Origin of the sequence: Jiangella aurantiaca, from assembly GCF_004349105.1 — a bacterium.
GTDB lineage: Bacteria > Actinomycetota > Actinomycetes > Jiangellales > Jiangellaceae > Jiangella > Jiangella aurantiaca.
The window spans coordinates 123,805-143,758 of the sequence record NZ_SMLB01000006.1 but is presented as its reverse complement, the minus strand read 5'-3'; the positions used below and the strand labels follow the sequence as shown (position 1 = coordinate 143,758).

Here is a 19,954-nt window from a genome sequence, read left to right as displayed (position 1 = left end):
CCATGAAGTTCAACCGGCGGGCACGCCTGGATCCTTCCCAGGTGTCCGACCAGCGTGGCCGGCGCCCGGCCGGCCGCACGGCGGCGGCCGGTGGAGGCATCGGGGTGGTCATCCTCGCGTTGCTCGCGCTGCTGACGGGCACCAACCCGGCCGACGTCCTCGGCGGCGACGGCGGCACGCCGCAGATCCAGGCCGAGCCGGGGTCCGAGGGCGAGCTGGAGCGTGAGTGCCAGGTGGTCGCGGACATCGACGAGAACCCCGACTGCCGGTTCGTGCTCTACGTGAACTCGGTCCAGGCGTTCTGGGAGGACTACTTCGCCGCCGCCGGCGAGCAGTACAGCCCGTCGACGACGACGTTCTTCACCTCCGCGGTCACCACCCGATGCGGCACGGCGTCGTCGCAGGTGGGGCCGTTCTACTGCCCCGGTGACCAGCAGGTCTACCTTGACCTCGGGTTCTTCGACCAGCTGCGCACCACGTACGGCGGGCCGAGCGGCCAGTTCGCCGAGGCGTACGTGCTGGCCCACGAGTACGGTCACCATGTGCAGAACCTCACCGGTCAGATGCAGCGGGTCCGCACCCAGTCCGGGCCCGACTCCGACGCCGTCCGCCTCGAGCTGCAGGCCGACTGCTACGCCGGCATGTGGGCGCACCACGCCACCACCGCCGAGGACGAGACCGGCCAGCCGCTGATCACCGAGCTGACCGACCAGGACATCACCGACGCGCTGGCCGCCGCCGGAACCGTCGGCGACGACTACATCCAGGAGCGGTTCCAGGGCACCATCACGCCGGAGTCGTGGACACACGGCTCCAGCGACCAGCGGCAGGCGTGGTTCAGGACGGGTCTCGAGACCGGCGACATCGCGGCCTGCGACACGTTCGCCGCGTCGTCGCTGTGATCGAGGTCGACGCCGTCACGCACCGGTACGGCGACCGCACCGTCCTGCGCGACGTGACGGTGACGCTGACGGAGCAGCGGGTCGGCGTGATCGGGGCGAACGGGTCGGGCAAGTCGACGTTCGCGCGGCTGCTCAACGGCCTGGTGCTGCCGTCGTCAGGGTCGGTGACGGTGGACGGGCTGTCGACGCGGCGGTCCGGGGCCGAGGTGCGGCGGTCGGTGGGCTTCGTGTTCACCGACCCGGACGCGCAGATCCTCATGCCGACGGTCGCCGAGGACGTCGCCTTCGGGCTGCGGGACCTGCCGCGGTCGGCGGTTGAAGCGCGGGTGGCGGAGGCGCTGGAGCGCTTCGGGCTGGCCGGGCACGCCGACCATCCTGCGCACCTGCTGTCCGGCGGGCAGAAGCAGCTGCTGGCGCTCTGCTCGGTGCTGGTGACGGACCCGAAGGTGCTCGTGTGCGACGAGCCGACGACGCTGCTCGACCTGCGCAACACCCGGAAGGTGCTGGCGCTGCTGGCCGAGGTGCCGCAGCGGGTCGTGCTGGTCACGCACGACCTCGACGCCGTCCTGGCGATGGACCGCGTGCTGGTCTTCGACGACGGTCGCCTGGTGTTCGACGGTCTGCCGGCCGACGCCGTCGCGTACTACGTGGACCTCGCGTCGCGTCTCGAGTAGGGGGTCTGGCCCGAGGGCCGTCGCCGCGATCCCGTGATCATCAAGGATCCACCACACCATAGAGGGTCGAATCCTTGATGATCATGGAGTTGAGCGTCAGCCGAAGTCGACGGGGTCGATGCGGACGCGGACGGAGCCGCCGGTGCGGCGGGCGGAGCGGATGCCGGCCGCCGCCCGCAGCGCCGCCGCGAGCGCCGTCCCCGCCGCCCGGGGCGCGCGGACCATCGCCCGTGCGCCGTCGTCGACCGGCACCGGGCCGATGACCTCGGCGTCGGGCGGGAGCTCGGCGTGCATGAGGAGGTCGTCGACGTCGGCGGCGGCACCGGTGAGCTCGGCGACGCGCGCGGCGGGCGGCAGGTGGAGCGCCGAACGCTCGGCCAGTTCGCGCGTGGCGAAGCCGGCCGGGTCCCAGCGGACCAGCGCCTGGACGGCCGGCGCGGAGGAGTCCGCGACCACGACGATCTCCCCGCCCATCGTCCCGGGACGGACCAGCGCGGCCGCGCGCAGCCAGCGGCGCAGCGCCTCCTCGGCGGCGCGCAGGCCGGTCCGGGCCAGCAGCGCGGTGCCGTCCAGCAGCAGCGCCGCCGTGTAGCCACCATCAGCGACCGGCTCAGCGCCGGGCGTCGCCACCACCAGCGCCGGCTCCGCGCCGACAGTATCTCGCACGGCGTCGCCGCGTGACAGCAGCACGGGCACGCCCGCGAACGCGCGGCCGAGCTCCTCCGCCGTCCGCCGTACGCCGACGACCGTCGCCCGCAGCGTGCCGTGCCCGCACTCCCCGCACCGCCACGACGGGTACGTCGTCGCGCACCAAGCGCATCGCGGCGGCCGGTCGGCCTGGCCGAGCACCAGGGGCCCGGAACAGGCCGCGCAGCGCGCCGGCGTGCGGCAGCGGGCGCAGGCGACGCCGGGCAGGTATCCGGCCCGCGGCACCTGCACCAGCACCGGGCCGCGCGCGAGCCCGGCCCGCGCCGTCCGCCAGGCCAGCGACGGCAGCCGGGCGGTGCGGGCGGCCTCGTCGCGGGCCTGCTCGTGGTCGTCACCGCTGGCGTGCACGTGCGGCGACGCGGCCCGGACCGCCTGCCGCGACGGAGTCACCGGCCGCGCCCAGCCGGTGGCCAGCAGCTGCTCGGCCTCGGCGGTGCGCGCGAACCCCCCGACGACGGCGGCCGCGCCGGCCTGGTGGGCGCGCAGCAGCAGCACCTCGCGCGCATGCGGGTACGGCGCCCGCGGCTCGGCGTGCAGGTCGTCGCCGTCGTCCCAGAGGACCACCAGCCCGAGGTCGTGCACGGGCGCGAACGCCGCCGACCGGGTCCCGATGACGGCCCGCACGGCGCCCCGGCGCACCGACAGCCAGCGCTTGTACCGGGTGGACGGCCCGGCGTCGGCCTCCAGCTCGACGTGCTGGCCCTCGCCCAGCAGCTCCGTCAGCGCCGACGACGCCAGTGCGACGTCGCGGCCGTCGGGCACCACCACCAGCGCGCCCCGTCCGCCGGACAGTGTCGTGGCGACCAGCCGGGCCACGAGGTCGGGCCAGTCGGCTGCCGGGCCGGGGTTCCAGACGGCGCGCGGCGCTCCCCCGGCGGCCAGCGCGTCGAGCAGCGCGACGCCGTCGACGTGCTGGGCCCAGCCGCCGGGGTCGGGCCGGGCCGGCGGAACCGGCGGGTCGGGCGACGCGGCCTTCTCGGCGGTGGCGTGCCGGGGCGGGACGGCGAGGCGCAGGACGTCGGAGACGGTGCCGGCGTAGCGGTCGGCGACGGTGCGGGCCAGCATCGCGATCTCGGGCGCCAGCACCGGCTCGGGCGAGACCACCCGGCGCAGCCGCGCGAGCTTTCCCTCGTGGTCGCTGGAGTCCTTCCGGGCAACGACGAAGCCGTCCTGATCGGTGCCGGCGAACCGCACCGACACGCGGGCGCCCACGACGGCGTCGTCGGCCATGGAGACCGGCACGAGGTAGTCGAACGGCCGGTCCAGATGCGGCAGGCCGACGTCGACCAGCACGGCGGCCACCGGCCGCTCCTCCGCGACCGGCTCGGGCGCGCGGGTTCGGAACCGGCGCCGGCCGGGCGCGGCGACCAGCGCCAGCTGATCGGGCTCGGCCTGCTCGGATGCGCTCACAGACCGTTTCTACCGCACTGGCGGACCCGGCCCGCGGTTGTCCACAGGACGGATCCGGCCGGGCATCGCTCGGCCTCGGCCGATCAGCCGGCGGCCGCCTGCAGCGCATCGACGCGGTCGGTGCGCTCCCACGTGAAGTCGGGCAGCTCGCGGCCGAAGTGACCGTAGGCGGCCGTCTGGGCATAGATGGGCCGCTTGAGGTCGAGGTCGCGGATGATCGCGGCGGGACGCAGGTCGAAGACCTCGGTGACGGCGTTCTCGATGCGCTCCACCGGCACCCGCTCGGTACCGAAGCACTCCAGGAACAGGCCCACCGGCTCAGCCTTGCCGATGGCGTAGGCCACCTGCACCTCGCAGCGGCGGGCGAGCCCGGCCGCGACGACGTTCTTCGCCACCCAGCGCATGGCGTAGGCGCCGGAGCGGTCCACCTTCGACGGGTCCTTACCGCTGAACGCGCCGCCGCCATGCCGGGCCATGCCGCCGTAGGTGTCGATGATGATCTTCCGTCCGGTGAGGCCGGCGTCGCCCATCGGGCCGCCGATCTCGAACCGGCCGGTCGGGTTCACCAGCAGCCGGAAGTCGTGCTCGTCGAGCTCGAACGTCTCGAGCACCGGCTTGACCACCTGGTTGGTGATGTCAGGGGTGAGCAGCTGGTCGAGGTCGATGTTGGCCGCGTGCTGCGTCGACACGACGACGGTGTCGAGGCGGACCGGGCGGTCGCCGTCGTACTCGATGGTGACCTGCGTCTTGCCGTCCGGACGCAGGTACGGCACCGCGCCGGACCGGCGCACCTCGGCCAGCCGCTGCGCCAGCCGGTGCGCGACGATGATCGGCAGCGGCATCAGCTCCGGCGTCTCGTCGCTCGCGTAGCCGAACATCAGCCCCTGGTCGCCCGCCCCCTGCAGGTCCAGCGGGTCGAGGTCGCCCTCGACGCGATGCTCGTACGCGGAGTCCACACCCTGCGCGATGTCCTGCGACTGCGAGCCGATGGACACCGACACGCCGCAGGAGTAGCCGTCGAAGCCCTTGGTCGACGAGTCGTATCCGATGCCGAGGATGGTGTCGCGCACGATGCCAGGGATGTCGGCGTAGCCCTGTGTGGTCACCTCGCCGGCCACGTGGACCAGGCCGGTGGTCACCATCGACTCGACCGCGACGCGGCTGTTGGGGTCGTCCTTCAGCAGCGCGTCGAGCACGGCGTCACTGATCTGGTCACAGATCTTGTCCGGATGACCCTCGGTGACGGATTCGGACGTGAACAGACGTAGAGACAACCCATGCCCCCTCTCATGACGCGGACTACACCCAGGCAGCCCAACTGTAGGGTAATGTCGCGGACCCGGCCTGCGAACGTCCACGCACTGGACGGTTTTCACCCGCATCCTGAGACACGGGCGCACCCGCCGATCAGAGGCGGGCGCGGACGAGGTCCCAGACGACGTGCGCGAGGGCGGACTTGGGACCGCTCTCGACGGTCACGGAGCTGCCGTCGGCGCCCAGCACGACCGCGGCGTTGTTCTCGGACTCGAACCCGCGGTCGGCGCCCACTTCGTTGACCACCAGCAGGTCGCAGCCCTTGGCGGCGAGCTTGGCGCGGCCGTGGTCGAGCACGCTGCCGGACGCGTCGCCGGTCTCGGCGGCGAACCCGACGACGACCTGCCGCGGGCTGGGCCGGTGCGCGGCCAGGTGGGCGAGGATGTCGGTGGTGCGTTCCAGCTCGATGACCGGGGTCGACCCGTCGGCCGACTTCTTGATCTTCGTGTCGGTGTAGGCGGCCGGCCGGAAGTCGGCGACGGCGGCGGCCATGACGACGGCGTCGGCGCCGGCCGCGGCCTCCACCATGGCGTCGTACAGCTGCGCCGCGGAACCGACCCGCACGATGTCGGCGCCGGCGGGGTCGGGCAGCGTCACGTTCGCCGCCACCAGCGTGACGCGGGCACCGCGCGCGGCCGCGGCCCGGGCCAGCGCGTAGCCCTGCCGGCCGGACGAGCGGTTGCCCAGGAACCGGACGGGGTCGAGGTGCTCGCGGGTGCCGCCGGCGGAGACGACGACGTGCCGGCCGGTGAGGTCGGGCCCAGCGCCGCCGCGGCTCAGCACGTCGGTGACGTAGGCGAAGATGTCGGCGGGCTCTGGCAGCCGGCCCTTGCCGGTGTCGGCGCCGGTGAGCCGGCCGACGGCGGGCTCGACGACGAGCGCGCCGCGCTTGCGCAGCGTCTCGACATTGGCGACGGTGGCCGGGTGCTCCCACATCTCGGTGTGCATGGCCGGTACGAAGATCACCGGCCCGCGCGCGGTGAGCAGCGTCGACGTCAGGAGGTCGTCGGCCAGCCCGGCGGCGGCCTTGGCCATCAGGTCGGCCGTGGCCGGGGCGACCAGCACGAGGTCGGCGTGCCGGCCGATGCGGACGTGCGGGACCTCGTGGACGTCGTCGAAGACCTCCGTGCGCACCGGACGGCCCGACAACGCGGCCCAGGTCGGCTCCCCGACGAAGCGGAGGGCCGACCTGGTGGGTAGGACGGTGACGCCGTGGCCGGACTCGGTGAGCCGGCGCAGCACCTCGGCGATCTTGTAGGCGGCGATGCCACCCCCGACGCCGAGGACGATCTCAGCCATCAGCCATCAGCCATCAACCGGCCGCCGGCCGTCAGCTCTGCTGCTCGGCCGCGGGCTCGTCAGCCGTGGCGGCCGGGGCGACCGGCAGCTCGGCGTCGATGTCGTTCGGGTCGATGTGCTCGGCCGTCAACAGGCCCGCGTCGATCTCGCGCAGCGCGATGGACAGCGGCTTCTCCTGCACGTGGGTCTCGACGAGCGGCCCGACGTACTCGAGCAGGCCCTCGCCCAGCTGCGAGTAGTAGGCGTTGATCTGGCGCGCCCGCTTGGCCGCGTAGATGACCAGGCCGTACTTGGAGTCGGTCTTGGCCAGCAGGTCGTCGATGGGTGGGAAAGTGATGCCCTCGGCAACGCCTTGGGTACCGGACACGCTCATGCCTCCGGGCTCGTCAAGTGGGGTGTACGCATCAAGGCTACCAACTCTTCGCAAACCGTCTCGACGTCCGTGTTCACCAGCGTGACGTCGAACTCGGCCTCCGCGGCCAGCTCCTCGCGCGCGGTCGTCAGCCGGCGCTCGCGCTCGGCCTCGGTCTCGGTGCCCCGGCCGATGAGCCGGCGGACCAGCTCGTCCCAGCTCGGCGGCGCGAGGAACACGAACAGCGCGTCGGGGATGGTCTCCCTGACTTGCCGGGCGCCCTGCAGGTCGATCTCGAGCAGCACTGAGTGGCCGGCGGCGAGCGCGCGCTCGACCGGCCCCCTGGGCGTGCCGTACTTCGCCCGCTTGTGCACCACGGCCCACTCGAGGAACTCGCCCTGCTCGATCATCTTGTCGAACGTGGCGTCGTCGACGAAGTGGTAATGCTCGCCGTCGATCTCTCGCGGCCGCGGCGGCCGGGTCGTCGTGGACACCGAGATCCACAACTCCGGGTGAGCGGCGCGCAGCTTCTTGACGACGGTGGTTTTTCCGACCGCCGTCGGCCCCGACAGGACGATGACCCGCGGGGCCGACCGCGGATGGGACGTGTGCAGGCTCAACCGCCGAAACGCTCGATCAGAGCCGCCGACTGGTTGGCACCCAGGCCACGGACGCGACGGGTCTCGGCGATGCCGATCTCCTCCATGATCTGCTTGGCGCGGACCTTACCGACGCCGGGCATCGACTCGAGGAGGGCGGAAACCTTCATCTTGCCGATGACCTCATTCTTCTCGCCTTCCTTGAGCACGTCGCCGAGACGGGCTCCGGCGTTCTTCAGGCGGTTCTTGACCTCCGCACGCTCCCGGCGAGCTTCGGCAGCCTTCTCGAGAGCGGCCGCGCGCTGTTCGGGAGTCAGGTTAGGGAGCGCCACGAGCGGGTCACCTCTGTTGTGTCGTTGTGTGGATGTGGGTCCGACCACCGCTTCGGCGGCCTTGTTTCAGGAACCTAGCGAGTGAACCACCAGGTCAGCAACGCAATCCACCGTACCTGTCCGGACGAATCCACGGTACGACGTCCCCCGCGTGTCGCGCCGGAAGTCCCTGGATTCGTGCCGGTCAGGCACCGGCGGAGGCACGAAACAGCAGGTCACGGACGTCCTCGATGGTCCGGGCCGCTGCCTCGCGGAGTGCCCGCGGGTCCGGTCCGGCGGACAGGACCTCTCGCGACGCCGATGGCACGACCTGCGGCAAAGCCGCTCCGAACACCGTCGCGAGGTCCGCGACGGTAGCGCCCTGAGCGCCGATGCCGGGCGCCAGCAGCGGCCCCCCGACGGCGAGATCCTCGCCGGATCCACCGGTCGTGGCGCCGACGACCACCCCGACGCCGCCCAGTGCGTCACCGGCGGCCAGCGCGGCGGCGTTGGCGGCACGAACATGGTCCAGCATGGTCCCGGCGACGGTGCGGCCGTCGGCGGCGCGGGCGTGCTGCACCTCGGGGCCCTCCGGGTTGGACGTCAGCGCGAGCACGAACACGCCGTTGCCGTGTGCCGCCGCGGTGTCGAGCACCGGGCGCAGCGACTCGAAGCCCAGGTACGGCGAGACGGTGACGGCGTCGGCGCACAGCGGCGACGCCGGGTCGCAGTAGGCGTCGGCGTAGGCCTGCATCGTCGAGCCGATGTCGCCGCGCTTGACGTCCAGCAGCACCAGCGCGCCGGCGCCCTTCGCGTCGGCGATCACCCGCTCCAGCACCGCGACGCCGCGCGACCCGTGCCGCTCGAAGAACGCCGACTGCGGCTTGAGCACCGCGACGGTCTCGCCCAGCGCCTCGACGGCCGTGCGGGCGAACCGCTCCAGCCCGGCGACGTCGTCGGCCAGGCCCCAGGCGGTGAGCAGACCCGGGTGCGGGTCGACGCCGGCGCAGAACGGCCCGCGGGCCTTCATCGCGGCGTGCAGCCGCCGCCCGAAGGGCTCCATCAACGATCCTCCTCGATCAACCGCGCCAGCTCGCGCTGCACGCGGGCCGGCCAGAGCGGGCCGCCGTAGATGAACGCGGTGTACGCCTGGACCAGCGTGGCGCCGGCCCGCAGCCGCTCGTACGCGTCCCCGGCGGTCGTGACGCCGCCGGCCGCGACCAGCGTGAGCCGCTCCCCCACGGCGCCACGCAGGAGTCGCAGCACCTCCAGCGACCGCGCCGCGAGCGGCGCCCCGGACAGCCCGCCGGCGCCGGCCCGCTCGACCGCGAGCGGCGTGGAGCGCAGGCCGTCGCGGCCGATGGTGGTGTTCGTCGCGATGATGCCGTCCAGCTCCAGCTCGAGCGCCAGCTTCGCGACCGCGAGGACGTCGTCGTCGCCGAGGTCGGGGGCGATCTTCACCAGCAGCGGCACCCGGCGGGTCGTGACGGCGTCGGCCTGCGCCCGGACGGCGGTGAGCAGCGGCCGCAGCTTCTCCACAGCCTGCAGGTCGCGCAGGCCGGGCGTATTCGGCGAGCTGACGTTGACCACCAGGTAGTCGGCGTACGGGGCGAGCAGCCGGGTGCTGGCCTCGTAGTCGGCGATCGCCTCGGCCTCGGGCACCGCCTTGGACTTGCCGATGTTGACGCCGACGACGACCGGCAGCGCGTTCCGGCGCCGGCGCCGCTTCCCCAGCCGGGCGGCCACCACCGCGGCGCCGTCGTTGTTGAAGCCCATGCGGTTGACGACGGCGCGGTCGGCGACCAGGCGGTGCAGCCGCGGCCGCGGGTTGCCCGGCTGCGGCCGTCCGGTGACCGTCCCGACCTCGACGAACGCGAAGCCCAGTGCGGCCAGGCTGTCGATGCCGACGGCGTTCTTGTCGAACCCGGCGGCCAGGCCCAGCGGTCCCGGGAAGTGCAGGCCGAAGGCCTCGACGGCGCCTGCCGAGGGTGGGCCGAGCTTGCGCCGTCCGTACGCCGCCAGCCCCGGCACCCGGGCGGCCAGTCGCATCGCGGCGAACGCGCCCTTGTGCGCGGTCTCGGCGTCGAGCTTCGACAGCACCCGCCGGAACAGCACGTCGTACGCCGTCACGCCGCCCCCTCCCCCGTTGATCTTGGAGTAACCGTGGAGTTGCCGCCCGGAATGTCCGATGAATACCCCGGAAACTCCAAGATCAACTTTTCGGGACGGGGCGGGAGGGGCCGGCGGGGCATCAGCGGTCGGCCCAGGACTGCAGCGACCGGACGCCGACCGACTCCGCGCGCAGCGATTCGATGCCCTGCACCGCCGCGGCCAGCCCCTGCGTGGTGGTGATGCACGGGATGTTGCCCTGGATGGCGGCGCGGCGGATCTCGTAGCCGTCGGCGCGCGGGCTGCCGCCGGTGGTGGTTCCGCTGGGGGTGTTGATGATGAGGTCGACGTCGCCGGCGAGGATACGGCCGATGATCGTCGGGGTGCCGTCGGGCTCGTGGCCGACCCACCGCTTGCGCACCACCTCGGCCGTCACGCCGTTGCGGCGCAGCACCTCGGCCGTCCCGGCGGTGGCCAGGATCGTGAAGCCGAGGTCGGCCAGCCGCTTGACCGGGAAGATCATGTGCCGCTTGTCGCGGTTGGCCAGCGAGACGAACACCGTGCCGGACGTCGGCAGCGCGCCGAACGCGGCGGACTGGGACTTGGCGAACGCGGTGCCGAACTGCTCGTCGATGCCCATGACCTCGCCGGTGGAGCGCATCTCCGGGCCGAGCAGGGTGTCGACGGTGCGGCCGTCGGGCGTGCGGAAGCGGTTGAACGGCATGACCGCCTCCTTCACCGCGACCGGGGCGTCGGCGGGCAGGTCGACGGCGTCACCGGCGGCGGGCAGCAGTCCCTCGGCCCGCAACTGGCCGATCGTCGCGCCGAGCATGACCCGGGCGGCGGCCTTGGCCAGCGGCACGCCGGTCGCCTTGGACACGAACGGCACCGTCCGCGACGCGCGTGGGTTGGCCTCGAGCACGTAGAGGACGTCGCCGGCCAGCGCGTACTGCACGTTCAGCAGGCCGCGCACGCCGACGCCGCGGGCGATCGCCTCGGTCGAGGCCTTGATGCGGGTCAGCTCGTCGCGGCCGAGCGTGATGGGCGGGAGTGCGCACGCGGAGTCGCCGGAGTGGATGCCGGCCTCCTCGATGTGCTCCATGACGCCGCCGAGGTACAGCTCGTCGCCGTCGAACAGCGCGTCGACGTCGATCTCGACGGCGTCGTCGAGGAACCGGTCGACCAGCACCGGGTGCTCGGGCGAGGCCTCGGTGGCCCGGCCGATGTAGTCGGCCAACGTGGCGTCGTCGTAGACGATCTCCATGCCCCGCCCGCCGAGCACGTAGGACGGCCGTACCAGCACCGGGTAGCCGATGGTGTGCGCGATCTCGCGGGCCTGCTCGAACGAGCTGGCCGTGCCGTGCTTCGGCGCCGGTAGCCCGGCCTCGCCCAGCACCCGCCCGAACGAGCCGCGATCCTCGGCCAGGTCGATCGCGGTCGGGGACGTGCCCACGATCGGGACGCCGGCCTCGGCCAGCGCGGCCGCCAGCCCCAGCGGCGTCTGCCCGCCCAGCTGGACGATGACCCCGGCGACCGGGCCGGCCTGCCGCTCGGCGTGCACGACCTCGAGCACGTCCTCCAGCGTCAGCGGCTCGAAGTAGAGCCGGTCGGAGGTGTCGTAGTCGGTCGAGACCGTCTCCGGGTTGCAGTTGACCATGACGGTCTCGTAGCCGGCCTCGTGCAGCGCCATCGCGGCGTGCACGCAGGAGTAGTCGAACTCGATGCCCTGGCCGATACGGTTCGGGCCGCTGCCGAGGATGATGACGGCCTCGCGCTCGCGCGCGCTGACCTCGGTCTCCTCGTCGTAGGAGGAGTAGTGGTACGGCGTCTTGGCGGCGAACTCCGCGGCGCAGGTGTCGACCGTCTTGAACACCGGCCGGATGCCCAGCGCGTGCCGGACCCCCCGGACGACCTCGGCGGACGTGCCCCGCAGCGCCGCCAGCTGCACGTCGGAGAAGCCGTGCCGCTTGGCCTCACGCAGGACGTCGGGCGTGAGCTGCGGCGCCTTGCGGACGTCGTCGGCGACCTCGGTGAGCAGCAGCAGCTGGTCGAGGAACCACGGGTCGATGCGGGTGGCGGCATAGAGGTCGTCGACGGTGGCGCCGGCGCGGAGGGCGTCGACGACATCGCGCAGCCGGCCGTCATAGGGGCGGCTGACGCGTTCGGTGAGCTCCTTCGCGTCACCAGGCTCGGAGGCGAAGTCCAGCGCGCCGTCGGACTTCTCCAGCGACCGCAGCGCCTTCTGCAGCGCCTCGGTGAAGTTGCGGCCGATGGCCATCGCCTCGCCCACGCTCTTCATGTGCGTGGTCAGCGTGGAGTCGGCGGCCGGGAACTTCTCGAACGCGAACCGCGGCGCCTTGACGACGACGTAGTCCAGCGTCGGCTCGAACGAGGCCGGGGTCTCCCCCGTGATGTCGTTCGGGATCTCGTCCAGCGTGTACCCCAGAGCGACCTTCGCGGCGATCTTGGCGATCGGGAAGCCGGTCGCCTTGCTGGCCAGGGCGCTGGAGCGGGAGACCCGCGGGTTCATCTCGATGACGATGAGCCGGCCGTCGTCGGGGTCGACGGCGAACTGGATGTTGCAGCCGCCGGTGTCGACGCCGACCGCCCGGATGATCGCGATGGCCTGGTCGCGCATGACCTGGTACTCGCGGTCGGTCAGGGTCAGGGCCGGGGCGACGGTGACGGAGTCGCCGGTGTGCACGCCCATCGGGTCGACGTTCTCGATCGAGCAGACGATGACCACGTTGTCGGCGCCGTCGCGCATGACCTCGAGCTCGTACTCCTTCCAGCCGAGGATCGACTCCTCGAGGAGCACCTCGGTGGTCGGCGACGCGTCGAGGCCGGCGCCGGCGATGCGGCGCAGATCCTCCTCGTCGAAGGCCATGCCGGAGCCGGCGCCGCCCATGGTGAACGAGGGGCGGACGACGACCGGGTAGCCCAGCTTCTCGACGGCCGCGAAGCAGTCGTCCATCGAGTGGCAGATCTCCGACCGCGCGGTCTCGCCGCCGACCTCCTCGACGATCTTCTTGAACGACTCGCGGTTCTCGCCCCGCTCGATGGCGTCGATGGAGGCACCGATCAGCTCGACCCCGAACCGCTCCAGCACACCGCGCTCGTGCAGCGCGACGGCCGTGTTCAGCGCCGTCTGCCCGCCCAGCGTCGCCAGCAGCGCGTCGGGCCGCTCCAGCGCGATGACCTTCTCGACGAACTCCGGGGTGATCGGCTCGACGTAGGTGGCGTCAGCGATGTCGGGGTCGGTCATGATCGTCGCCGGGTTGCTGTTGACCAGGATCACCCGCAGGCCCTCGGCCCGCAGCACCCGGCAGGCCTGCGTCCCGGAGTAGTCGAACTCGCACGCCTGGCCGATGACGATCGGCCCGGAGCCGATGACCAGGACGCTGTCGATGTCCGTGCGCCTGGGCATCAGACCTCCTTCGCGGCGGACGGTGCCGCCGACATCACGTCGGTGAACCGGTCGAACAGGTAGGCGGCGTCGTGCGGGCCGGCCGCGGCCTCCGGGTGGTACTGGACGGAGAAGGCCTTGAGGTCGCCCCGCTGGTCGCGCAGCGCAAGCCCCTCGACGACGTCGTCGTTGAGGCAGACGTGGCTGACCTCGGCGGCGCCGTACGGCGTCTCCGTCGGGCCGTCCAGCGGCGCGTCGACCGCGAAGCCGTGGTTGTGCGCCGTCACCTCGACCTTGCCGGTGCCGCGGTCCTGGACCGGCTGGTTGATGCCGCGGTGGCCGTAGCCGAGCTTGTAGGTGCCGAAGCCGAGGGCGCGGGCGAACACCTGGTTGCCGAAGCAGATGCCGAAGAACGGCAGGTCGCGCTCCAGCGCCGCCCGGACGACATGCATCGGGCCGTCCGCCGTCGCGGGGTCGCCCGGTCCGTTGGACAGGAACAGCCCGTCCGGCTCGCGGCTGAGCACGTCGTCGATGCCCGCCGTCGCCGGGAGCACGTGCACCTCGATGCCGCGCTCGGCCATGCGCCGCGGCGTCATCGACTTGATGCCGAGGTCGAGCGCGACGACGGTGAACCGGCGCTCGCCGTCGGCCGGGACGACGTACGGCTCCTTGGTGCTGACCTCGGCGGCGAGGTCGGCGCCGAGCATCTCCGGGCTGTCGAGCACCCGCTGCCGCAGCGCGTCGGCGTCGGTCTCGACGGTGGAGATGCCGACCCGCATGGCGCCGCGTTCGCGCAGGTGGCGGGTGAGCGCGCGGGTGTCGATGCCGCTGATGCCGACGACGCCCTGAGCGGCCAGCTCGTCGTCGAGGCTGCGCCGCGACCGCCACGACGACGCGCGGCGGGCGGGGTCGCGGACGACGTAGCCGGCGACCCAGATGCGGCCGGACTCGGGGTCGTCGTCGTTGACCCCGGTGTTGCCGATGTGCGGCGCCGTCTGCACGACGACCTGGCGGTGGTAGGACGGGTCGGTCAGCGTCTCCTGGTAGCCGGTCATGCCGGTGGAGAAGACGGCCTCGCCGAACGTCTCGCCGGGCGCGCCGTACGAGCGGCCGCGGAACGTCCGGCCGTCCTCGAGCACGAGCAGCGCCGGTGCGTTCGTCGTCATGCGTGTCCCCCAGTTGTGTCGTGCGTGAGCCGGCCGCGCAGGAATGTCGCGACGACGGTGCCCGGCAGCTTCATCCCCTCGTACGGTGTGTTCCGCGACAGCGACGCCGATGCCGACGGGTCGATCGTGGTGGTGGTGCTCGGGTCGACGAGGGTGAGGTTGGCCGGCTCGCCCGCCGCGATGGGCCGGCCGTGCGGCTGGCCGCCGGTGTCGCTGCGGCCGATGCGGGCCGGCGCGAACGACATCCGGTCGGCGACGCCGGCCCAGTCGAGCAGCCCGGTGTCGACCATGGTGTGCTGGACGACCGACAGCGCCGTCTCCAGCCCCAGCATGCCGAACGCGGCGACGTCCCACTCGCAGTCCTTCGCCTCGACCGGGTGCGGCGCGTGGTCGGTGGCGACGATGTCGATGGTGCCGTCGGCCAGCGCCTCGCGCAGCGCCGCGACGTCGGCGGCGGAGCGCAGCGGCGGGTTGACCTTGTAGCGCGGGTCGTAGCCGGCCACCAGCTCGTCGGTGAGCAGCAGGTGGTGCGGCGTGACCTCGGCCGTCACCGGCAGCCCGCGTTCCTTGGCCAGCCGGACGATCTCGACCGATCCCTTCGTCGAGAGGTGGCAGATGTGCACTCGCGAGCCGACGTGCGCGGCCAGCAGCACGTCGCGGGCGACGATGGCCTCCTCGGCGACGCTCGGCCAGCCGCGCAGCCCGAGCCGGCCGGACAGCTCGCCCTCGTTCATCTGCGCGCCCTCGGTGAGCCGCGGCTCCTGTGCGTGCTGGGCGATGACGCCGTCGAAGGCCTTGACGTACTCCAGCGCGCGGCGCATCAGCATCGCGTCGTGCACGCAGACGCCGTCGTCGGAGAAGACCCGCACACCGGCGGCGGACTCGGCCATGGCGCCGAGCTCGGCCAGCCGCTCGCCCCTCAGCCCGACGGTGACGGCGCCGACCGGGCGGACGTCGGCGTGCCCGGCCTCTCGGCCCAGCCGCCAGACCTGCTCGACGACGCCGGCGGTGTCGGCGACGGGGTCGGTGTTGGCCATCGCGTGGACGGCGGTGAACCCGCCCCTGGCCGCGGCCCGGGTGCCCGTCTCGACCGTCTCGGCGTCCTCGCGCCCGGGTTCGCGCAGGTGTGTGTGCAGGTCGACAAGGCCGGGCAGCGCGATGAGCCCGGTGGCGTCGATGGTCGTGGCGTTCGCGACTATGGCGTGGGTGGCCGCGTCGGCGCCGAGCGCGACGATGACGCCGTCGTCGATCAGGATGTCCTGCGCCTCCCCGCCGAGGACGCGCGCGTTCGTGATCAGCGTGGTGGTCATGCCGCCTCCTCCGTGGTCGCGTTGCCGGCGAGCATCAGATACAGCACGGCCATGCGGACGTAGACGCCGTTGGTGACCTGCTCGACGATGACCGAGCGGGCGCTGTCGGCGACGTCGGCGGTGATCTCCATGCCGCGGTTCATCGGGCCGGGGTGCAGGACCAGCGCCTCGGGCGGCATCAGCGCCTGGCGGCGGGCGTCGAGGCCGTAGCGGCGGCTGTACTCGCGGGCCGACGGGAAGAACGCGGCGTTCATGCGCTCCTTCTGCACGCGGAGCATCATGACGGCGTCGGCGCCGGTCAGCGCGTCGTCGAGGTCGTAGCTCGTCGCGCAGGGCCAGTGCTCGACGCCGTTGGGCAGCAGCGTCGGCGGCGCGACCAGCGTGACCTTCGCGCCGAGCGTCGCCAGCAGCAGGACGTTGCTGCGCGCGACCCGGCTGTGCAGGACGTCGCCGACGATGACGATCTGCTTGCCGGCCAGCTCGCCCAGGTGCCGCCGCATGGTGAACGCGTCGAGCAGTGCCTGGGTGGGGTGCTCATGGGTGCCGTCGCCGGCGTTGACCACGCAGGCGTTGATCCAGCCCGACGTCGCCAGCCGGTACGGCGCGCCGCTGGCGGAGTGCCGCACGACGACGCCGTCGGCGCCCATCGCCTCGAGCGTCAGCGCGGTGTCCTTGAGGCTCTCGCCCTTGGACAGGCTGGACCCCTTGGCGGAGAAGTTGATGACGTCGGCGGACAGGCGCTTCGCCGCCAGCTCGAAGGACGTGCGGGTGCGGGTGGAGTCCTCGAAGAAGAGGTTGACCACGGTGCGTCCGCGCAGCGTCGGCAGCTTCTTCACCGCGCGGCCCTCGGTGAGCCGGGCCATCTCGTCCGCGGTGTCGAGCACGAGCGTGGCGTCGTCGAGCGACAGATCGCCGGCGGACAGGAGGTGACGGATCACGGCAGCACCTCCGTGGTCTGCGGGGCCGGCTTGTCGAGGAGGACGCCGTCGTGGCCGTCGGTCTCGGCGAGCCGGACCTTCACGCTCTCGACCAGCGACGTCGGGATGTTCTTGCCGACGTGGTCGGCGCGGATCGGCAGCTGCCGGTGCCCGCGGTCGACGAGGACGACGAGGCGGACGGCGCGCGGCCGCCCGATGTCCTCGAGCGCCGTGAGCGCGGCCCGGATCGTGCGCCCGGAGAACAGGACGTCGTCGACCAGCACCACGATGCGGTCGTCGATCCCGCCGGGCGGGATGTCCGTGTGCTCCAGGGCGCGGGCGGGCCGCAGCCGCAGGTCGTCGCGGTACATCGTGACGTCGAGTGCCCCGACGGGGACCTCGGTGCCTTCTACCGCGGAGATGCGTTCGGCAAGCCGGTACGCGAGCGGGACGCCGCGTTTGGGGATGCCGAGGAGGACGAGGTCGGCGGCGCCCTTGTTGCGCTCCACCACCTCGTGGGCGATACGCGTCAGGGCCCGGGCGACGTCGTCGCCGTCGAGCACCTCGCGGGCGCCGGACAGGTCGCGAGACATGCTTCGCAGGACCTCCTTCCCCGCCTCACGGGACGGGACTTAAAGGACGTCGGTTTCAGGTGCGAGCCTATCAGCGGCGCCGGGCGCGCTCGTGAGCGGCACGCTGTCGGCCCCGTCACACCGCCGGTTCGGTCGCTGACGCGCTCCTGTCCGATCCCGGTGCGCGTGGCGAGGCGGCGCAGCTCGGTCTCCAGCAGCATGCTCGACATCAGCGGCAAGCCGGCGGCCTGCTGCCCGTCCAGGTAGTCCGCCAGGGCCGCGGACTCCGCCTCCTCGATCAGCAGCTTCGCCGCCGCCGACGTCTCCACGTAGACGGTCATCGCTCACCACGCAGGTCGTCGACGATCTCCTGCACCGGAGTGGCGACGTTGCCCGGATTTCCGGCTGATACCCGCGAAACCAACGCTTGCCGGCGGAATCGGGGCGCTATCCGCCTGTTTCGCGGGTATCCGCCGGATCCGCGGGCACCAGCGTGCCATCGCGGGATGATGGAGCAGGGATGTCACAGCGACCGCTACGAGCACGCCCCTACATGGCTTGGCACGCCTGGGCGTCGCTCCGATGCGGACGAACCGAGCGCGCCAGCGACGCTCAGCCGTGCCAAGCACCACGGCAGCCGTGCCAAGGTCCGCCCGGCCGGAAATTGCCGTGCGGCCCGCCGGCACCTCCGCCTACGGTGACCGCCATGGAGCTGCGCCCGGAGGAACCCGCCGACCACGCAGCCGTCCACCACGTGCACCGCGAGGCGTTCGGCGACGACGGCGAGCATGTCGCCACCCTCGCCGACGACCTCCGCGGCCTCCTCACGCCCACCAGCGGCCTCTCACTCGTGGCCGTCGAGGACGGCGACATCGTCGGGCACGTGCTGTTCACCCGCGGCATCCTCGATGCACCCGAGCGGCTGGTCGACGTGCTGGTGCTGAGCCCCATCGGGGTGCTGCCGGAGCATCAGAAGAACGGCATCGGCAGCGCCCTGATCGCCCGCGGCCTCGCGCTGGCCGACGAACAGGGCGCGCCGGCGGTGTTCCTGGAGGGCTCGCCGGGCTACTACCCGAGGTTCGGGTTCCGGCCCGGCGAGCCGCTCGGGTTCCGCAAGCCGTCGTTGCGAATCCCCGACGCCGCGTTCCAGGTCCGGACGCTCAGCACGTACGAGCCGTGGATGACCGGCACCCTCGTCTATCCGGAGATCTTCTGGCGCCACGACGCCGTCGGCCTCCGCTGAGCGATGCGGAGCTCAGCGGCGGCCCTCGTCGAGGTTGACCAGCACCCGGCCGTCCTCCCACAGGTACCAGGTCGCGACGCTGACCGGCCCGGCCGGTCCTAGCGTCGCCATGACGGCCGGGTTGGGCCGGGTGAGGAATGCGCTGACGTCGTCAGGGAGCGGAGCCTTGGGCATCCCGTGATCCGACCATGGCCGCCCGGGCGGCCATGAACGGCGCCCGATCGAAGACGAACCAGCTGCGGACGATGCGGCCATCGGCGACGCGGACGCACTCCGCGCCGGGCGCCCGCGCCACCAACTGCGTCACCGAGTCGTACATGACGAGGGCCGTCTCGTCGTCGCCGAACGCGGCGATCAGCGAGGCGCTGACCAGCTGCGACACGTACGGCTCGAGGAACGCCCGGTAGGCGTCGATCCCCTCCAGCACGCCGGGCGGGGCCTCGCAGACGACGTCGTCGGCGATGTAGCGCAGCGCGGCGTCCAAGTCGCCGCCCGCCCACGCGTGGTGGTAGGCGAGCGCGACGTCCAGGGCGGCACGAGTCATGATCGTTCCCTTCTCGATGGATCCTTTCCGACGTACTGACACCGGCGCCGCCTGGATCGGAACGGTCGTGCGACGATGCGACGGTGACCTCGGTGCTCCTCACCCGCGCGCGGACAGGCGACCACGACGCGTTCGCCGAGCTCGTCGACCCGTACCGGCGGGAGCTGCAGCTGCATTGCTACCGGCTGCTCGGCCGGCTCCCCGATGCCGAGGACGCGGTGCAGGAGACGCTGCTGGCGGCGTGGCGTGGGCTGCCGGAGTTCGAGGAGCGAGCGTCGGTGCGCGGCTGGCTGTACCGCATCGCGACACACCGCTGCCTCAACGCGATCCGCGACGCCGGGCGTCGGCCGCCGCTCGCCCCGGTCCCGCCGTTCGAGGCACCCGAGCCGAGCCGTCACCACGAGGTCCCCTGGGTGCAGCCGTGCCCGGACGCGATGCTCCCCGAGCCGGCCTACCTGCGGCGCGAGCAGGTCGAGCTGGCCTTCGTCGAGGCGCTGCAGCAGCTGCCGCCGCGGCAGACCGCCGCGCTGGTGCTGTGCGACGTGCTCGGCTTCCCGCTCGCGGAGGCGGCGGACATGCTGGACACGACGACGACGGCGGTGAAGGGGACGCTGCAGCGGGCCCGCTCGACGCTGCGGACGACGACGCCGGGCCCGCGCCGACCGGCGCCGCCCGCGGGCTCGGCGGCCGAACGCGACCTCACGGGGCGGTTCACGGCCGCCTTCGTCGCCGACGACGTCGAGGCCGTCATTGCCCTGCTCACCGACGACGCCTGGCTGGCCATGCCGCCGGCGCCGCACCAGTACCTCGGGGCGGCGGCGATCGCCGGGTTCCTCCGCGCCAGCGCGGACTGGCGGGCCGGCCGGCGGTACACGTGCCTGCCGACCAGGGCGAACGGCCAGCCCGCGTTCGGCCTCTACCTCGACGCCGCACCCGCCGGCCTGGTGGTCCTCACCCTCGACGGCGACCGCGTCGCCCGCGTCACGCGTTTCATGGACGACACCCTCTACCCCCGGTTCGGCCTGCCGGCGAGCGTCGACGCAGGCGCACTCGGCTGACCCGGCTTCGGCCGGCGCGCGCGACCACCTTCCGGACGTGCGGGTGGTGCGCGTCTGCGC

General features: G+C 72.8%; 18 protein-coding genes and 1 pseudogene. 4 read left to right on the top strand and 15 right to left on the bottom strand.

Annotated features, from left to right (window positions below; all coding sequences use genetic code 11):
- The first annotated feature begins 2 nt into the window (after positions 1–2).
- On the top strand, positions 3–902 hold the full coding sequence (ypfJ, locus tag E1262_RS06795; protein WP_132102374.1) for a KPN_02809 family neutral zinc metallopeptidase: 900 nt from the start codon (positions 3–5) through the stop codon (positions 900–902).
- Positions 899–1,576 carry an energy-coupling factor ABC transporter ATP-binding protein gene (locus E1262_RS06790; protein WP_132102373.1) on the top strand — a complete coding sequence of 226 codons (678 nt, stop codon included), beginning with the start codon at positions 899–901 and terminating at the stop codon, positions 1,574–1,576. The genes ypfJ and E1262_RS06790 overlap by 4 nt, the downstream gene beginning before the upstream one ends.
- A gap of 96 nt (positions 1,577–1,672) precedes the next feature.
- Here E1262_RS06790 and E1262_RS06785 read toward each other — a convergent pair whose 3' ends face one another.
- The 13 genes from E1262_RS06785 to pyrR form a co-directional block, all read right to left on the bottom strand.
- Positions 1,673–3,694 carry a primosomal protein N' gene (locus E1262_RS06785; protein WP_132102372.1) on the bottom strand — a complete coding sequence of 674 codons (2,022 nt, stop codon included), beginning with the start codon at positions 3,692–3,694 and terminating at the stop codon, positions 1,673–1,675.
- 83 nt (positions 3,695–3,777) lie between these two features.
- Entirely contained in the window at positions 3,778–4,968 is a 1,191-nt protein-coding gene (gene metK, locus E1262_RS06780; protein ID WP_132102371.1) for a methionine adenosyltransferase, read from the bottom strand.
- Between the two features lie 133 nt (positions 4,969–5,101).
- Positions 5,102–6,307, bottom strand: a complete 1,206-nt coding sequence (coaBC, locus tag E1262_RS06775) for a bifunctional phosphopantothenoylcysteine decarboxylase/phosphopantothenate--cysteine ligase CoaBC (protein ID WP_132102370.1) — start codon at positions 6,305–6,307, stop codon at positions 5,102–5,104.
- Positions 6,308–6,338: 31 nt separating this feature from the next.
- Complete coding sequence (gene rpoZ / locus E1262_RS06770; RefSeq protein ID WP_420810511.1) at positions 6,339–6,674, bottom strand: DNA-directed RNA polymerase subunit omega; 336 nt, start codon at positions 6,672–6,674, stop codon at positions 6,339–6,341.
- 2 nt (positions 6,675–6,676) lie between these two features.
- Positions 6,677–7,279, bottom strand: coding sequence for a guanylate kinase (gmk, locus tag E1262_RS06765; RefSeq protein WP_238992861.1), 603 nt, complete (start codon positions 7,277–7,279; stop codon positions 6,677–6,679).
- Positions 7,276–7,590, bottom strand: coding sequence for an integration host factor, actinobacterial type (gene mihF, locus E1262_RS06760; RefSeq protein ID WP_026875881.1), 315 nt, complete (start codon positions 7,588–7,590; stop codon positions 7,276–7,278). The genes gmk and mihF overlap by 4 nt, the downstream gene beginning before the upstream one ends.
- 184 nt (positions 7,591–7,774) lie before the next feature.
- Positions 7,775–8,632, bottom strand: coding sequence for an orotidine-5'-phosphate decarboxylase (gene pyrF / locus E1262_RS06755; RefSeq protein WP_132102368.1), 858 nt, complete (start codon positions 8,630–8,632; stop codon positions 7,775–7,777).
- The gene (locus E1262_RS06750; protein ID WP_132102367.1) at positions 8,632–9,699 is read right to left on the bottom strand and encodes a quinone-dependent dihydroorotate dehydrogenase; all 1,068 of its coding nucleotides are present in this window, start codon (positions 9,697–9,699) and stop codon (positions 8,632–8,634) included. The genes pyrF and E1262_RS06750 overlap by 1 nt, the downstream gene beginning before the upstream one ends.
- 121 nt (positions 9,700–9,820) lie before the next feature.
- Entirely contained in the window at positions 9,821–13,105 is a 3,285-nt protein-coding gene (gene carB / locus E1262_RS06745) for a carbamoyl-phosphate synthase large subunit (protein ID WP_132102366.1), read from the bottom strand.
- Positions 13,105–14,250 carry a glutamine-hydrolyzing carbamoyl-phosphate synthase small subunit gene (carA, locus tag E1262_RS06740; RefSeq protein WP_132102365.1) on the bottom strand — a complete coding sequence of 382 codons (1,146 nt, stop codon included), beginning with the start codon at positions 14,248–14,250 and terminating at the stop codon, positions 13,105–13,107. The genes carB and carA overlap by 1 nt, the downstream gene beginning before the upstream one ends.
- The gene (locus E1262_RS06735) at positions 14,247–15,560 is read right to left on the bottom strand and encodes a dihydroorotase (RefSeq protein WP_132102364.1); all 1,314 of its coding nucleotides are present in this window, start codon (positions 15,558–15,560) and stop codon (positions 14,247–14,249) included. The genes carA and E1262_RS06735 overlap by 4 nt, the downstream gene beginning before the upstream one ends.
- A complete protein-coding gene (locus E1262_RS06730; RefSeq protein WP_132102363.1) occupies positions 15,557–16,498 on the bottom strand; it encodes an aspartate carbamoyltransferase catalytic subunit in 942 nt (313 codons plus the stop codon). Before E1262_RS06730 ends, E1262_RS06735 begins: the two co-directional genes overlap by 4 nt.
- Positions 16,495–17,070: a bifunctional pyr operon transcriptional regulator/uracil phosphoribosyltransferase PyrR gene (pyrR, locus tag E1262_RS06725; protein WP_132102362.1), complete on the bottom strand. Its 576-nt coding sequence runs from the start codon at positions 17,068–17,070 to the stop codon at positions 16,495–16,497. Before pyrR ends, E1262_RS06730 begins: the two co-directional genes overlap by 4 nt.
- 685 nt (positions 17,071–17,755) lie before the next feature.
- Here pyrR and E1262_RS06720 point away from each other — a divergent pair.
- Positions 17,756–18,292 (top strand): GNAT family N-acetyltransferase, encoded by a 537-nt coding sequence (locus E1262_RS06720; RefSeq protein WP_132102361.1) that lies wholly within the window; start codon positions 17,756–17,758, stop codon positions 18,290–18,292.
- A 15-nt stretch (positions 18,293–18,307) separates the two neighbouring features.
- Here the strand turns inward: E1262_RS06720 and E1262_RS06715 are convergent.
- A pseudogene (locus E1262_RS06715) lies at positions 18,308–18,466 on the bottom strand (PPOX class F420-dependent oxidoreductase); the annotation flags it as partial.
- Complete coding sequence (locus E1262_RS06710) at positions 18,444–18,836, bottom strand: nuclear transport factor 2 family protein (RefSeq protein WP_132102360.1); 393 nt, start codon at positions 18,834–18,836, stop codon at positions 18,444–18,446. The gene E1262_RS06710 and the pseudogene E1262_RS06715, both read right to left, overlap by 23 nt.
- A gap of 83 nt (positions 18,837–18,919) precedes the next feature.
- Here E1262_RS06710 and E1262_RS06705 point away from each other — a divergent pair, with 83 nt between their 5' ends.
- Entirely contained in the window at positions 18,920–19,894 is a 975-nt protein-coding gene (locus tag E1262_RS06705; protein ID WP_132102359.1) for an RNA polymerase subunit sigma-70, read from the top strand.
- Positions 19,895–19,954 lie beyond the last annotated feature (60 nt).

What these genes read in the sequence shown, in the direction of transcription:
- ypfJ (WP_132102374.1), top strand. Translation starts at nt 3, where the DNA reads ATGAAGTTCAACCGGCGGGCACGCCTGGATCCTTCCCAGGTGTCCGAC.
- coaBC (WP_132102370.1), bottom strand. Translation starts at nt 6,307, where the DNA reads ATGGCTGAGATCGTCCTCGGCGTCGGGGGTGGCATCGCCGCCTACAAG.
- pyrF (WP_132102368.1), bottom strand. Translation starts at nt 8,632, where the DNA reads ATGGAGCCCTTCGGGCGGCGGCTGCACGCCGCGATGAAGGCCCGCGGG.
- carB (WP_132102366.1), bottom strand. Translation starts at nt 13,105, where the DNA reads ATGCCCAGGCGCACGGACATCGACAGCGTCCTGGTCATCGGCTCCGGG.
- carA (WP_132102365.1), bottom strand. Translation starts at nt 14,250, where the DNA reads ATGACGACGAACGCACCGGCGCTGCTCGTGCTCGAGGACGGCCGGACG.
- E1262_RS06735 (WP_132102364.1), bottom strand. Translation starts at nt 15,560, where the DNA reads ATGACCACCACGCTGATCACGAACGCGCGCGTCCTCGGCGGGGAGGCG.
- pyrR (WP_132102362.1), bottom strand. Translation starts at nt 17,070, where the DNA reads ATGTCTCGCGACCTGTCCGGCGCCCGCGAGGTGCTCGACGGCGACGAC.
- E1262_RS06720 (WP_132102361.1), top strand. Translation starts at nt 17,756, where the DNA reads ATGGAGCTGCGCCCGGAGGAACCCGCCGACCACGCAGCCGTCCACCAC.
- E1262_RS06710 (WP_132102360.1), bottom strand. Translation starts at nt 18,836, where the DNA reads ATGACTCGTGCCGCCCTGGACGTCGCGCTCGCCTACCACCACGCGTGG.